The organism is Caulobacter sp. AP07 (assembly GCF_000281955.1).
In the GTDB taxonomy this organism is placed as follows: domain Bacteria; phylum Pseudomonadota; class Alphaproteobacteria; order Caulobacterales; family Caulobacteraceae; genus Caulobacter.
Window position 1 is genome coordinate 1 of record NZ_AKKF01000023.1, and the last position, 15,583, is coordinate 15,583.

The 15,583-nt window shown below is 65.3% G+C and carries 4 protein-coding genes; all 4 read right to left on the reverse strand.

Going from position 1 to position 15,583, the window contains the following annotated elements; all coding sequences use genetic code 11:
* On the reverse strand, positions 1-9,391 hold a 9,391-nt coding region (locus PMI01_RS27700; protein ID WP_238536987.1), incomplete at its 3' end, for a calcium-binding protein.
* 1,759 nt (positions 9,392-11,150) lie between these two features.
* Complete coding sequence (locus PMI01_RS26900; RefSeq protein WP_157223648.1) at positions 11,151-12,242, reverse strand: hypothetical protein; 1,092 nt, start codon at positions 12,240-12,242, stop codon at positions 11,151-11,153.
* Positions 12,239-13,636 carry an HlyD family type I secretion periplasmic adaptor subunit gene (locus PMI01_RS02235; RefSeq protein ID WP_007662429.1) on the reverse strand — a complete coding sequence of 466 codons (1,398 nt, stop codon included), beginning with the start codon at positions 13,634-13,636 and terminating at the stop codon, positions 12,239-12,241. Before PMI01_RS02235 ends, PMI01_RS26900 begins: the two co-directional genes overlap by 4 nt.
* Positions 13,633-15,583, reverse strand: a 1,951-nt coding sequence (locus PMI01_RS02240) for a type I secretion system permease/ATPase (protein WP_007662431.1), incomplete at its 5' end; no start/stop codon positions are given. The genes PMI01_RS02235 and PMI01_RS02240, both read right to left, overlap by 4 nt.

Here is a 15,583-nt window from a genome sequence, read left to right on the forward strand (position 1 = left end):
CCAGCTTGTAGGTCAGGGCGTCTCCGTCCGGATCGCTGGCGGTGAACGTGCCGATCGTGGCGGCGGCGCCGGGGATCTTGTCCTCGCTGACCGACAGCGACGTCGCGCCGCCGACGATGCTGACCGCGGTCGGGGCGCCGTTGATGTCGACCGTGAACGACCCCGTCCTCGGCGTGCTGAGCTTCCAATTGCCGCGCTCGACGCCGTAGGCCAGCACGTAGACGGTCAAATTCTGCGACCAGGCCAGGTTCGGATCGACCCGCTTGAGCTGCAGACCGGTCAGGTCGTCGATGCCGTTCTGGGGATCGCGGTACAGCGTCCAGATCAGATTGCCGTCGGGGTCGAGGCCGGGCGTTCCCTTGTTGAGCTGCAAGCCGCTCGGAATGCCCATGAGCTCGATCTTCAGAGATTCCGACCCGTCGGTGTCGGCCAGGGTGGCCGGGATCGACAGGGGAATCGCCGAGGTGGTGACGAAGGAGCCCGAGACCAGCGGCATGAAGCCGAGGTTCGGCTGGTTGGCGACCGAATTGACGTTGATGCGGATGTACTGCGGATCGCTGAGCAACTTGCCCTGGTCGACGGCCACCACCTTGATGTCGAACGCGCCGCTCTTGTAGTCGGCGGGCTTGAACTTGACGATCGCGTTGCCGGCGGCGTCGATCGAGTCGACGCTCAGGATGCTGACCAGGCTGGTGTCGGCCACCAGGTTGTTGGCGGCGCTGACCGCGCTGACCTGCAGCTGCATGCCCACCGTGATCGCATCACGGATCTTCACCGCGATCGAGATCGTGCCGGCGTTCTCGCTGAGGTCCGGGACGGTGACAGGATCGACCTTCGGCTTCTCGTTGCCGTCCCACAGGCCCTGCCACTGGGTGTTGAAGACGGCGTTGCTGGCCAGAAAGTCGCTGAACTGGTCCAGGGCCGGCGTCGCGCCCGCGTCCACCAGGCCGCTGGTGGCCATCAAGGTCACCAACTGCTCGATATTGACCTTGTTGCTGGAGTTCGGGCCGGTGAACAGGAAGTCGATCTTGTTGTCGGTGTTGACCGCGCCCTGGCCGTACCAGTTCGCGACCTTGGTCGTCGTCGCCGTGCCGAGCAGGTCGATATAGAGGTCGTTGCCAACCTTGCGGAACCACAGCTTGGTGCGGTCGATCCCGGTGTCGTAGGAGATGATGTCGAGGTCGCTGGTCGGCGAGTTGAAGTTCTGGATGGTGTCGGCGCCCGACGTCGTCTCGATATAGTAGGTGTCGCTGCCGGAGCCGCCGATCAGGGTGTCCGCGCCCACGCCGCCGAACAGACGGTCGTCGCCGTCGTCCGCCGAGATGACGTCGTCCCCAGCGTCGCCGTACAGCCAGTCGTCGCCGACTCCGCCGTAGATGTGGTCGATGCCCGCGCCGCCGTACAGGAAATCTCCAAAGCTCGAGCCAGTCAGGGTGTCGTCGTTGCCCGAACCCACGAGGATCTCGATCCTGTCCAGGAAGACGTCGCCAGCCGCTTCGCCGGCCGTGCCGCCGGTCGCCAGGTTGACCGTCACCGGCCCTCCGGCGTCGGCGTAGCTGACCGTATCGGCGTCGAGACCGCCAGTGAACCGGTCCGCCCCGGCCCCACCTTTCAGGGTGTCGGCGCCGACGCCCCCGGTCAGGGTGTCGGCGCCGGTCCCGCCGATCAGGGTGTCGTTGCCGTCGCCGCCCAGCAGCAGGTCGTCGCCGACGCCGCCGTCCAGCGTGTCGTCGCCGAGGTCGCCCGACAGCGTGTCGTTGCCGTCTTCGCCGTACAACCAGTCGTTCCCGGCCTCACCCTTGAGGGTGTCGAGGCCCGCCCCGCCGTACAGGCTGTCCACCTCGCTGCCGCCCTCGAGCGTGTCGTCGCCCAGCCCCCCGGTCAGGGTGTCCAGGCCAGCGCCGCCCTTCAGGAGGTCGGCGCCGTCATCGCCTTGCAAGGTGTCGTCGCCAATGCCGCCGTCGAGCTCGTCGTTCCCGGCGCCGCCCTTCAGCGTATCGTTGCCGCCCAGGCCGTAGATCAGGTCGCGACCAGCTTCGCCGGTGATGGTGTCGTTGGTGTTGTCGACGACCTTGTTGCCGTACCAGTAGTCTTCGGCGTCGGTGATGGTGAAGGTGATCGGGCTGGCCGCCGACACCCCGCCCTTGCCGTCGATCGCCCTGACGTTCACCGTCACGCTGGTCTTGGTCTCGTAATTCAGGCGGGCGGCCTCGGTGAGCCGCAGTCCATAGCCGGCCGGCGTCTGGCCGCTGGCTGCGATGGTGAAGACCTCGAAGTCCGGATTGTCGACGGTGAAGGTCACGCCCCGGTAGGCCAGCGACTTGTCGTGGTCGGTCGACGACAGCCGCGCCAGGGTCTCGCGGGCGAGCTGGACGCCGTTCACGGGATGGTCGTTCTCGGCGATCGCGGCGACCGCGCCGCTGAAGGTCGGCGTGGAAGGCGCCTCATTGACGTCCTCGATCCGCACCCAGGCGGCCATGGTCGACGAGGTCAACTGGCCGTCGAAGGCCGCGACGGTGAAGTCGTAGACATACTCGTCCAGTCCATCGCCGTCGCTGTCCGGCAGTATCCCCATGCCCGCCGTCAGCGCTTCGAAGTCGATCTGCAGGCCGGCTCGGAACACGACGGTGTTGCCCGACACCACCAGCCAGTTGTTCGGGTCGGAGACCAGCCGCAGCGTGACGGCGCCCGGCGGCGGGCCGCCCGGATAGTCCGGGTCGGTCAGCGAGAAGGTCGCCAGCGCGTCGGTCGTCAGGGTGGTCGTCGCGTCGGCGACGTTCTCGCCGACCATCAGCGGGCTGCTGGTCAGGCCCGGCGCGCCGGGCCGTTCGTTGACGTCCTCGATCGCCACATTGAAGGGTACGACGACGTAGCTTTCGGAACCTCCGTGCGGGTCGCTCACCCGCACCCGGATCGTGTGGCTCTGGGCGGTCTCGAAATCGATCGCGGTGGTGTTGGTGAACTTCAGTTCGCCCGCGGTGGTGATCTCGAACCGTCCCCCGGCCGAATCGTCGAGCGTGTAGACCAGGCTCGAGACCGGATCATCGACGTCGGTGGCGGTGAAGAAGCCCAGCGACGTCGCCCCGGCGGTTTCCAGGAGCGACAGGTGGGCAGGCGCGGTCACGTTGCGCGGCGCGTCGTTGACCGGGGCGATGGTCACCGAAACCGTCTGCTGGACGACGTGGTTGTCGGCGTCGGTCACCCGCAGCACGAACCGGTCCGAGCCGCTGATGTCGGCGGTCGGGGTGTAATTCCACGCGCCCGTCGCCGCGTTGAGTTGCAGCACGCCCAGGGTCGGACCGCTGACCACCGTGTAGCCGGTGATGTTGTCGTCGTCGTCGATCGCGCCGACCTGGCCGGAAATCACCACGTCCTCGTTGATCGCCAGGGCCTGGTCGACGACGACCGGCGCGGCCTTGCCGCCCGCGTGCCAGAACGGCGCCGCCTGGGCGGCGATCGCGGTCGGCATGGCCGTGGGCGGCGCGACCGAGGTCGCGGTCATCGCGCTGATCAAGGATTGGGCATGGCCTAGGAACAGAGAGGTCCCGTCGAGCGCGACCTCCTTCATCAGGCTGGCGTCGGATGCTGCGTAATAGCCGGCGAGCGTAATGACGGTCGAGCCGCCGATCACAGCGATCTTTAGATCATCGCCGGCCCGGGTCAGCCAGATCCTGTCCGAAGTTACGCCGCTGATCGTCACGCGATTGACGCCGGACGCATCGACGACGCGATCAATGCCGCTATTGGCGTCGAACCCATAGATGTCGTCGCCCGCGCCGCCGTCGAACAGGTCATTGCCCGCCTCGCCGACCAGGACATCATTGCCGTCGCCGCCATAGAGTTGGTCAGCGCCGTCGCCGCCGACCAGCTTGTCGTCGCCAGCCTCGCCATAGAGGATATCGACGCCCGCGCCGCCACCCAGCGTATCGGCCCCGTCGCCACCGGATAGGTTGTCATCACCGTCATCGCCGGTCAGCTGGTCGTCGCCGCCCTGGCCCAGCAGGGTGTCGTCGCCCGCCCCGCCGCTCAGCAGGTCCTTGCCAAGGCCGCCTTCGAGGCGATCGACGCCATCCTCGCCGGCCAGGGCGTCGTCGCCGTCGCCGCCGTACAGCGTGTCGTCGCCCGCGCCGCCGACCAGCACGTCGTCGCCGAGTCGTCCGTCCAGCACGTCGTTGCCGCCCAGACCGAACAGTCGATTGGCCCGACCGTCGCCCGACAATTGATCGTCATAGGCGTCGGAGCCGACCACGTTCTCGATCGTGCTGACGCCATTGACGGCGACGATGACGTCGCCCGTGGCGTCGCCGCCGGTCGCCGTCAAGGCCGCCAGGTCGATGGCGACGGCGGCGACCGAGGTCACATAGCGGATGGTGTCGCCATAGCTGCCGGGGTCGCTGGCTTTGATCGCCAGGCCGTCGGTCTGGGAGTCCGTCCCGCCATTCAGGGTGTCGGCCCCGGTTCCGCCCTCCAGGACATCATTGCCCGCGCCACCGTCCAGGGTGTCGGCGCCCGCTCCGCCCGACAGCACGTCGTCGCCGCCTTGGCCGCCAAACGTGTTGTTTGACGCGGAGCCGATCATGACGTCGACGCCCGCGGTCGCCGCCTCGACGCCCAACCGCAAGGCGGTGAGATCGACGGCCAGGCCGTCGGCCAGTTGCAAGGTCTCGACCCCGCGGTCCGCGACCAGCTGATCGAACATCGCCACATAGTTGGTGCTGTCGAGGCTGACCTTGAGATAGTTGGCGCCCCGCGACATCGTGAGGTCCGACAGGCTGATCCCGGCCCCCATGGCCAGGGTGTCGGAACCGCCGTTTCCGGCGACGATGTGTTCGATCACGGTCTGGGAAGCGTTGCCGCCGCGCGAGGCCCCCGCCCTCCACTGGTTGTCGGCGTAGGGCCAGGACGCGCCGCCCGGCGTCGCGGTCTCGGGGGTCGGGAAGAGGAAGTCCACGCCGTCCCGGCTCTGATAGACGATCTCGTTGTCCGCCGCGCGGCGAACAATCAGCTGATACTGGTAGTAGTCGCCGGCGACGCCGGTCGCCGCGCCGTAGCGCATCAACTGCCAATCGGCGACAAAGGCGGAATTGAGCGCTCCGGTCGGGCTGAGGACCTCCTCGACCGTCATCGCCCCTTCGTAGATGGAGTCTATCCCGTCGCCGCGATTGTACTCATAGGTGTCGTCGCCCGCGCCGCCCCACAGCTTGTCGCCGCCGCCTGCGCCTCGCAGGATATTGTCTCCAGCGTTGCCGCCAAGACGGTCGCCGCCTTGGCTGCCTTCGATGCCTTCGATATCGGTATAGATGTCGCCGATCGAATTGCCGCCATTGGCGAACATCGCGCCGAGATAGGCCCGAAGCTGGGAGCCGCCGTTGGACTGGTAGGACGCGATGTCGATGCCGGAACCACCGAACATCTGGTCGGCGCCCGTACTACCGTCGAGGATGTCGTCGCCGGCGCCGCCGTAGAGGACGTCAGCGGCGGACCCGCCGAGCAACTTGTCGGCGCCTTCACCGCCGGACAGGATGTCGTTGCCGCCGCCCCCGTCGAGGATGTCGTCGCCGCCGCCGCCGGTCATCCAGTCCCAGACCGAGCCGCCCACGAGGTTGTCGGCGCCGTCCGTGGCGCCGCCCGCGATGGCGTAGCTGCTCATGCTCGCCGTACCGGTGGCGACGAAGTTGAACTTCTCGATCGGCCGGATTTCGGCGCCCGTGCTGGCCGACCACCAATCCTTGATGGTGATCTTGTCGCTCGCGCCGGCGAAGCCGCTGGTGGTGTTCACGTCGGAGACGACGACCTCCAGATCGTTGCCGACCCGCCTCAGCATCAGGTCCTGGATGTCGACCCCGACCGCGAACTCCAGGGTGTCGGTCTTTTGGGCCCCGACGCTGGTTGAGATCACCCCGTTCAACGCGCCCTTGTGGCGCTTCAGGGTCTTGGTGGCGTCGTCATAGTCGTAATTGAAGCCGTCGATCCATTTGGAGCCGTCGAAATAGGTAACGGCCCCGACGACAACATTGATCGTCTTGGACACCGTGCCATTGGCGTTGAGCACGTAGCCGTTGACATATTCGCCGTTCTGCCAGACCAGGTCCCAGTTATCGACCAGGTCGTCGATCAGCACGTCGGCGCCGTCGCCACGTGCGTAGCGGATCACGTCATTGCCAGCCCCGGCGATGATCACATCATCGCCCTTGCCGCCGGCCACGATGTCGTCGCCCAGCCCGCCTGTAACCCGGTCGTTTCCACCGTCGCCAAAGACGGTGTCGTTGCCCGCGCCGCCGATCGCCACGTCGTCGCCGGCCCCACCTGAAACCAGATCGTTGTTGCCGTCGCCCGACACCAGGTCGTTGCCCAGCCCGCCGAACCCGAAGTCGTCGCCGTTCAGGCCGTAGATCTTGTCGGCGCCATCGGTGCCGACGATCCAGTCGGCGCCGTTGGTGCCCAGGATCACCGACGCGCCGGCCACGCCGACGATGTAGGAGGTGATGTCGCCGATCCGGATGTCGTCGCCGTTGGCGAAGCGCAGCCACTCGACCTTGCGGGTGCTTTCGAACCAATCCTTGATCGTCAGGCTGTCGCCGGTGGCGACTTGCCGGACGTGGCCGTTGACCAGCACGCCGGTCGGATCGGCCACGGTCAACTGGATGATCAGATCCTGGCCCGGCGCCTGGGTCGTGCCCGAGCGCTTCATGATCAGGTTCTGCATGGTGACGCCGACGCCGAACACGATGGCGTCCTCGCCGCCCTTGACCGAGCCGTCGACCTCGTAGGAACCGCCGCCCGCCCAGTTGCGAGTCAGACTCCCGGCGTTGAGTTGGCTGATGCGGTTGAACAGCGAGTCCCCGGTCGAGCCGGCCACGCCGGCCGGGTCCGCCTCGTCCCAGATCACGTCATTGCCGTCGCCATAACCGAACACGTACTGGTCCGAGCCGGCGCCGCCGAGCACCGCCGCCACGCCGGCCGCGCCCTGGTCGTCGCCGGCTCCGCCTTCGAGGATGTCGCCGCCGGCCCCGCCGTAAAGCGCATCGACCCCGTCGCCGCCCTTCAGCCAGTCCGAACCCTTGCCGCCATACAGCCGGTCGTTGCCCGCCCCACCGTCCAGCAGGTCACCGTTGCCGCCATCGACGGCGGTGACCGCCACGGCGTCGACCGTGAACGTGGCGTTGGCCTGGGCCAGTTGCGCCTCGCTCACCACGCCCGCGCCGACCACGTCGCCGGCGAACAGCACATCGTCGCCGTCCTCGCCGAACAGCCAGTCGTCCAGCTTGCCGCCGACGATCTTGTCGTTCCCGGCCCCGCCGAGCACGTCGTTGCCGAGGTCGCCGGCCCGAACGATATCGTCGCCATCGCCGGCGTCGATGAGGGCGGCGACGGGGATTTTGTAGGCCGCGATCACCGGGGTCGAGACATCGGCGCCTTGAACGGTCAAGCCGGCCGCCACCTGAAGCATGTCGCCGCTAACCTGGATCAGGTCGGCGCCGCCCGTCCCTTTCACCTTCAGCTTATCCGCAGCGGCGATCGTGTCGCCGTATACGGCGGTCAGGGACATCGATGAATCGAACAGCGCGAAGGTGCGTTCCTGCTCGCTGCCGCTCAGAGTGAGGTAGATGAGCGACGGCGCGACCGCGTAGCCGTCCATCGCACCATTGCTGACCTCGTCGATGAAGGCGTTCCACCCACCGATCCAGTCCGTATAGCTTCGCTTGTCGAGGTTGAGATCGACCGCGGCGGCCAGGGTCGCCACCCACGTCGCCGAGAACACCGACACCTTATCGGAGTCGATAAGGCTTTGAATGGCGTCGATATTCGAGAGGTAGCTCACATAGTTGCTGGCGATCTGGAGATTTCCGCTGAGCCGCGATGCGTCCAGACCCGTTCGGGAATCCCCGCCGACATTGGCCGCGGCGCCCGCCAGCGTCGCGACGACGGCGCGCTTGGCGTAGGTGTCGCCGCCGGCCAGTTTGCCGACGATCTGCTCCAGGCCGTAGTACTCAGCGTCGCCGATCAGGGCGCTGGCGTCGGCGTAGGTTTCGACCCCGCCGTTGCGGCCCAGTCGGTAGGACTTCCCCCGCAGGCCCAGATCCGCCAGGACAACCGACGTCGGATCGATAAGCGTCGACCCCGTCGCGACCAGAACCCCGTTCAGAGCGCCCGTGACCGACTCGGTGAGACTGCGAGCGGCCGCGGCCGAGCCGCCGCTCTTGGCGTAGGACCAGGTCGTTTCGAAACGACCCGTGTTGGCGTTCCAGCCCTCGCCGGCCCATGCCTTGGGTTTGCCGCCGAACAGCGACCCGATGAGGCCGCCGAGAATGTAGCCCGCGAAGGCGCCGATCGCCGCGCCCAGCGGACCCGCCGCCCATCCCAGATTGTAGGCCAGAGTCGCGAAGGTCGACGTCGACGCGGCGGCTGTAACGACCCCTGCGGTGGCCGTCGCCGCCGCGGCGGCTGCGGCGGCCATCCCCGCAGTCACCGTAGCGGCAGCGGCGACAAACTCACCCGCTACCATGATCGAACCGATCGCCCCCCCGACGCTGGCGCCGATCTGACCGCCCACGGTGTCGAAATGGACCAACTCAGACGCCAGCCAGGTGCCGACGAAGGATCCAACCGCGTTGAGTGCGGCGGGACCGATGTTCGTGTTCCATTGCCTCACGACCGCACCGAAAGGCTTCGTTTCGGTGATGGGGGCGAGAGTCCGACCGAGGCTGTCGACCCAATACTGCGGGTTTACCGACTCCCCCACATGCAGCAGATTTGAAGCGATCTGCCCCACCGCGGCCCCGCCGGCTGAGGTCACCGCGTGCGCGGGAACGCTGTCACCAAGGCCGTTAACGAGTTCGGCGAACAGGTAGGAGCTGATTGCGCCGGCCCCAGCGTCGACGAGGTCCCCTCCGAACTTCTTGGTGGCCTCCGCCAAGGTTAGTCGAGCCGACGTGGTCTTGGAGCTCAGGGCCGAGCCGATCTCCGTGCCGACCGTCGATAGCAGGGCGCCAAGCGCCAGGTCGCTCCAGGGATCATCCGTGCCGACGAGACGCGCGATGTTGGAGCCCAGGATCGAGCCGACCTGCGCATACGAAATGTAGGATTCGAAGGTGCGGCCATCCTTGGTCTTCTTGGTGACCGTCGCGACCTGCTTCGCCGGCGCGGCAGGGTTTTCGACACTCGGGCTTTCGAGTCTCCAGGAGATGTCCTCTCCCCAGGACGCGATCGTGTCGCGCTCGTCCTGCGACAGGAAGCTGTAGCCGCGATCCAACCTGACCGTCGAAAGCCCTGAACCGCCGCTGGCGGTCGAACCCGCCGTGACCGCTCTGCCCGAAGCGTCCGAGCCGCTATAGCTGAAGCCGGTGGGCCCTGCATGGGCCCGTGTCGAAGTCCCGCCATTGGCGCTCATCCTCCCCGCCAGGCTCACACCCGCGATGGTTCGAGCTTGCGAAAGATGACTGAGCTGAACGTCCAACGGGTAGAGATTGGCCTCGAGACCGTAAAAGACGCTCGTCTTTGATGTTGTTTGACCGATAATATTCTTCGAGTACATAACACTCGAATTTCCGGAGATATTCGCAACTGTCACGCCATCGGTTGTGAAGTCATAGAATTGGCCAAAGCCGGCGGGGACCTGCAAGCCAAAGAACGAGCCCGAGAAAGAGCCATCCGACCCGACGGTCAGCCCCGTCCCATCGGGACCCAATACGTTGAACCCCAAGAAGCTAAGTCGCAGATCCGGGTTTTCCATGGAGAACAGCGCTGCGTTCACGACGATGCCATTGGCGTCGTAAACCTGCAGCATGACCTTATCGCCGTTGACGCCGACGCCCGCGTTCCAGGAGGCCTTGTACTGCGTTCCTAGCTGCACGGCCTTGTAGGAAATCGCGACTTCGTCGGCCGTATCCAGCAATATATGCCCGACAGCTTCACGTGAAGTGCCGTATCCCTGAACGTTCATTCTCCATTTGTCATAATATTCGTCAAAGTAATTTATGCCGTCACTTCCAACACCGGCCGCCTTATTTGCTAGTTCTTTGGCTTTTCGATAGGCGTTGGCGGCGAAATCCTGCTCCGCCAGATAGTAATTGCGAGCCTTCACCCAACTACCGGTGCCCACGCGCTCGCCCACCCCAAGGACCTTGATCGCCAGACCAAGAGTCGCGAGTTCAAATCGTCCCTTGAAGGTTGTTTTATATCCGTTCGCCTTCCAGGCATCGAGTCCCGCGGATATCTCATGCACGAGGCCTCTATACTTGGCGAAATTCGGATCCGTGTCGCCAATCTTGACCAAGGACGCCATGGCGACCCGCAACCGGGGCAGGGCCTTCATAGCATCGGCGTCCGTGGCGGAGAGGTAGACCATTTCGCCCACCCCATGCATGAGACGGCCGATCGCCTCCGCCTTGTTCGAATAGGCCGGGTTGAAGACATCCTCCATCGCCGACTGCACGCCCAATAGAAGTGGATACGTGTCGCCCATATTGGACCCGGGGGTCGCCACCCGAGTAACCCAATCCCGTTCGTTAAGCGGGAACGATTTATCAGGGATATGTACGCCAGCCGCCTCCGTGAACGGTCGCATGCTGACTTCGTTGAGGGTTCCCGCCACCCGTCCAAACAAACTGACCGGATCGCCGGGCCGAAGGCCAGTATCCGGATCGATTGGCAAATCTCCGTACACGCCACGGTAATTCTGGACGTGACCTTCCAGGGCCTCGAAACTAAATCCGTCTCTATCGAACAACACGGTCGGCGCTGGATTCAGCGACTCTATTTGCAACCCAGTGAACGTACTCGAATGCCGCTCCTTCACCATCAAGGCGACATTGTTGACGAGGGCCGCGCCTTGACTCCAGGCGACACCATAGACGGGATGCGCCCCGCCCTCCGAAGCCGCAGAGATGGCGTCGGCCGCACTGCTCGCGGCGTCCCCATAAAGTCTGAAGGACCCCAGCTGCAGATTATTGGCGGCCGACAGAGGATTGCCGAAATCCGTCGGCTTCGCGGTGAATACGATCGCGCCATCGGATATGCGCCGCAGGACGTAGATTTCGACGGAATTGATAGAGTTAGTGATATAACTGACAACAGTGTAATGCGGTAGACTGTTACTGCCACCAAGGTACTGATAAATTTCTTGTTGATCGGCGAACGAAACATTGAGATCAGTCATGACGTCCACCGTCGCAAAGTTGAATGATTTTCAGATGCGCCCGTTCGGCGGCATCAGTGTCTAATATCGCGACGGCCAATCTACAACCCGATGGAGACATCGATATTGCAATAAAATTTCCGTCGAATTTCTTCTTTAGCTTCCCATTTTCAAGTAAATATATCCCACCTATACCTCGCATTCCACCATCAAGGGTCGCAACAATATAACCATCCCTATAAGGGAAAAATTCTCCACCCCACAACGCAGGGCTATTCTCCACGGAAATCTTCTCGAAGCGGCCCGTGCGGAAGATCCGATAGCCCGAGACCTTCGCGCGCGATCGCCCAGAACCCGAGAGAGAGGTCTTCGGCCAGGTGAAAAAGGAGCCGTCCCAGGAAGGCGTCTCGACGCCTTGCGGATAGACGTCGCTTATGGAAATAGGCAGCGCAATCTTATCGCCGCCACCTGGCAACTCAAAAGAAACGGAACTGTAAGACCACAGTTTCCCAAAATCTAAGTAAGCATCATTGTTGTAATTTGCTACCCAAGACCGGCCACTTTTATTATCGTCTACGAATATATCACATCTTCTGCCGGTGATGGAGACGCTGCCAAACGTAGTTTGGTTGACTTGTATTCCATACTCGAAATTTCTATCATTGACCGGCGGCCTGAGCGGCTTCTCAAACTCGAAGCCAGGCCTCCCTCTAAAGACGGTGACTGGTCCAGGCCCCGGCTCGACGTCAGGCGAATAATTCAGGACACCGTTTTCGGCGCAAAGGTATCTTGCTTTGGAGGATTTGCCGAAGCGCCTGTACAATTGTGGGCGATCACCAATTTTCCACAAGTAAAGCCCAACCTCACCGCCCTCTAATTTTCCAGAAAACGCGATGTTACCTTCATCGACCCAGGACGCAGAAGACAATCCCAGGGAAACAACCTCTTCACTCGCGGCAATTATCCTTATATCAGTTTTTCTTTTTGCTTTGACGCCAAGAAGACTTCTATCTAGCGCCCCAAGAACGAGAAAAACCAGCCCTCCGATAAACAGGGCAAGGGCGAGATAGATAAACTTGCGCCTAGGGCCAATTCGATCGCTCATCTTTCCCGCCCCCCTTCCTTCACCCGCCGCGCCAACGGCGATAGCAGGAACCCGATGATCCGGCGCTCGCCGGTCTTGATCTCGACCGTGGCGGCCAGGCCCGGGGCCAGCATCAGGCGTCGGCCTTCCACTGTTATCCAGGGTTGTGACAGCTTGACCATGGCCGGAAAGACCAGGCCCTCCTTTTCGTCCTGCACGGCGTCGCGGCCGATGTGTTCGATCACGCCGTGCACAATTCCATAGCGGGTGAACGGATAGGCCTCGAGCTTGACCTCCACGGCCTGGCCCTCGTGCACGAAGCCGGCGTCGCGGTTCTGGACGCGGGCCTCGATGATCAGTTCGCCGCCCCTGGGCACCAGCACCATCAGGGGATCGGCCGGCTTGACCACCCCGCCCAGGGTGTGGACCTGCATCTGCTGCACGACCCCGTCCTGCGGCGCGGTCAGCACGGTCAGGCCGGCCTTGTCGGCGGCCTTGGTCAGTTCCTCGCCGCGCAGCCGGCGGTTGGCCTGGGCCTCGGTCAGGGCGTCGAGCACCTCGCGCGAGAACTCGCCGCGGGCCTTGGCGATCTGCTGGTCGACCCCGGCCACGGCGGCCTGGGCCTTGAGGCGTTCGTCGCGGCGGATGGCCAGGTCCTGGCGCATGCCGACAATGGTCTGCTCCAGCTCCGAGACCTTCATGCGCGGGGCGTAGCCCTTGCTGGCCAGGCTGCGCATGCCGGCCAGGCGCTCCTCGGCCAGCGGGATCTGCTGGGCCAGCTTGACGATCTCGCTCTCGATCATCCCCAGCTCGCCCTGGCGCTGGCGGCGGTCCTGAGCCAGGCCCTCCAGGGTGGCGGCCTGCTCGCGGCGCTTGGCGTCGACGAAGGCCCGCTGGGTGGCCACCGAGTCGCGGTCGGCCCCGGCCGGGGCGCGGAACGCCGTGCCATGGCCGCCAGCGTAGTCGACCAGGGCGGTGGCGCGGGCCGCGTCGATGTCGGCGCTGAGCAGGGCCTGGCGGGCCTGGGCGACGTCGGCCCCGGTGGCGGTGGGGTCCAGGTCGACCAGCGGCTGGCCGGCCCGCACGCTCTGGCCCTCGACCACGTGCAGGGCCCGCACCACCCCGTAGTCGGCGGCCTGGATCAGTTTGACGTTGCCGCGCGGAATGATCTTGCCGGGCGCGCTGGCGACCATGTCGACCTTGCCCAGGATCGACCAGGCCAGGGCGATGGCGATGAAGCCCAGCATCCCCCACAGGATGATCCGCCCCAGCGGGTTGGGCGGGGTTTCCAGCACCTCCAGGGCGGCCGGCAGGAAGGCGGTCTCGTCGCGCGGCGAGCGTTCGCGCTCGGCCCGGCGCTGCAGCCGCCAGCTTTCGACGAGAATGGTCCAGTGACGGTTGAGGCCGGCGATCATGCGGGCGCGCCCATGGCGTGAGGCTGGACGGGAAGCCCCATCTGCTTGGCGTAGAGTTGGGCGTAGCGGCCGTTCTGGCGCATCAAGGCTTCATGCGTGCCCTGCTCGGTGATCCGGCCCCGCTCGATGGTGATGATCCGGTCGGCCTGGCGCACGGCCGACAGGCGGTGGGCGATGATGATCACCGTGCGGCCGTGGGCCATGGACTTCAGATTGGCCTGGATGATCTCCTCGCTCTCGGCGTCCAGCGCCGAGGTCGCCTCGTCGAAGATCAGCACCTTGGGCCGCCCGGCCAGGGCCCGGGCGATGGCCAGGCGCTGGCGCTGGCCGCCCGACAGGTTGCCGCCGCGCTCGTCGATCTGGGTGTCGTAGGCCTCGGACAGTTCGAGGATGAACTCGTGGGCCCCGGCCAGCTTGGCGGCGGCGACCACGGTCTCCATCGACATGGCCGGATCGGTCAGGGCGATGTTCTCGCGGACGGTGCGGTTGAACAGGATGTTCTCCTGCAGCACCACCCCGACCTGGCGGCGCAGCCAGGCCGGATCGACCACGGCCAGGTCGACCCCGTCGACCAGCACCCGGCCACGTTCGGGCACGTGCAGGCGCTGGATCAGCTTGGTCAGGGTCGATTTGCCCGAACCGGAAGGGCCGACGACGCCCAGCACCTCGCCCGGCTCGACCACCAGGTCGATCTCCGACAGCACCTCGGGACCATCGACCTTGTAGCGGAAGCCGACCTTCTCCAGGGCGATGCGGCCGACGATGTCGGGCAAGGCCGAGCGCGACGGCGAGGACGACGGCTCGGTCGGGGTGTTGAGGATGTCGCCCAGCCGGGCCACCGAGATCTGGGCCTGCTGGAAGTCCTGGGCCAGTTGGGCCAGGCGCAGCACCGGTCCGGCGACCTGTCCGGCCAGCATGTTGAACGCCACCAGCTCGCCGACCGTCAGCTTGTCGCCGACCACCAGCCTGGCCCCGAAGAACAGCAGCGCCACCCCGCCCAGCTTGTTGATCAGCTGGATGGCCTGCGAGCCCCAGTTGGCGATCATCCGGGCGTCGAAGCTGGCCTTGATGTAGCCGGCCAGCTGACGCTCCCAGCGGCCCTGCATCTGCGGCTCGACGGCCAGGGCCTTGAGGGTCTCGACCCCGGTCACCGCCTCGACCAGGAACGACTGGTTCTCGGCCCCGCGCGCGAACTTCTCGTCGAGCTTGCGGCGCAGGGCTGGACCGACCAGCAACACCACCAGGGCGTAGAGCGGCAGGGTGATCAGCACGATCAGCAGCAGCCAGGGACTGTAGAGCCACATCACCGCCAGGAAGATCCCGGCGAACAGCAGGTCGAGCACCGCGGTCAGCGCCGACGAGGTCAGGAACTCGCGGATGTTCTCCAGCTCGCGCACCCGCGCCACCGAGTCGCCGACCCGCCGGGCCTGGAAATAGGCCATCGGCAGCTGGGTCAGGTGCGAGAACAGCTTGGCGCCGAGTTCGGCGTCGACGCGGCTGGTGGTGTGCGAGAACAGGTAGGTGCGAAGGCCGCCCATGGCGACCTCGAACAGCGACACCACCAGCAGGCCGACCGCCAGGATCTCCAGCGTCGTCAGGCCCTTGTGGACCAGCACCTTGTCGATCACCACCTGGAAGAACAGCGGGGTGATCAGGCCCAGGACCTGCAGGAACAACGAGGCCAGCAGCACGTCGCGCAGCAGGTGGCGGTACTTGACCAGGGCCGGGATGAACCAGGTGACGTCGAAGGCCCGCGCGGCGCCGGCCACGTGCTCGCGCGTCGTCATCAGCACCAGTTCGCCCGCATAGCCGGCGGCGAACTGGTCGGTGGTCAGAGTCTGGGGACGCTGCCGCTGCGGATCGAACACCAGCACCCGGTCCGGCGCGGCCTGCAGAACGATCAGCCAGCCGTCCGCCATGCGCGCCATGGCGGGCAGCGGCTGGGGG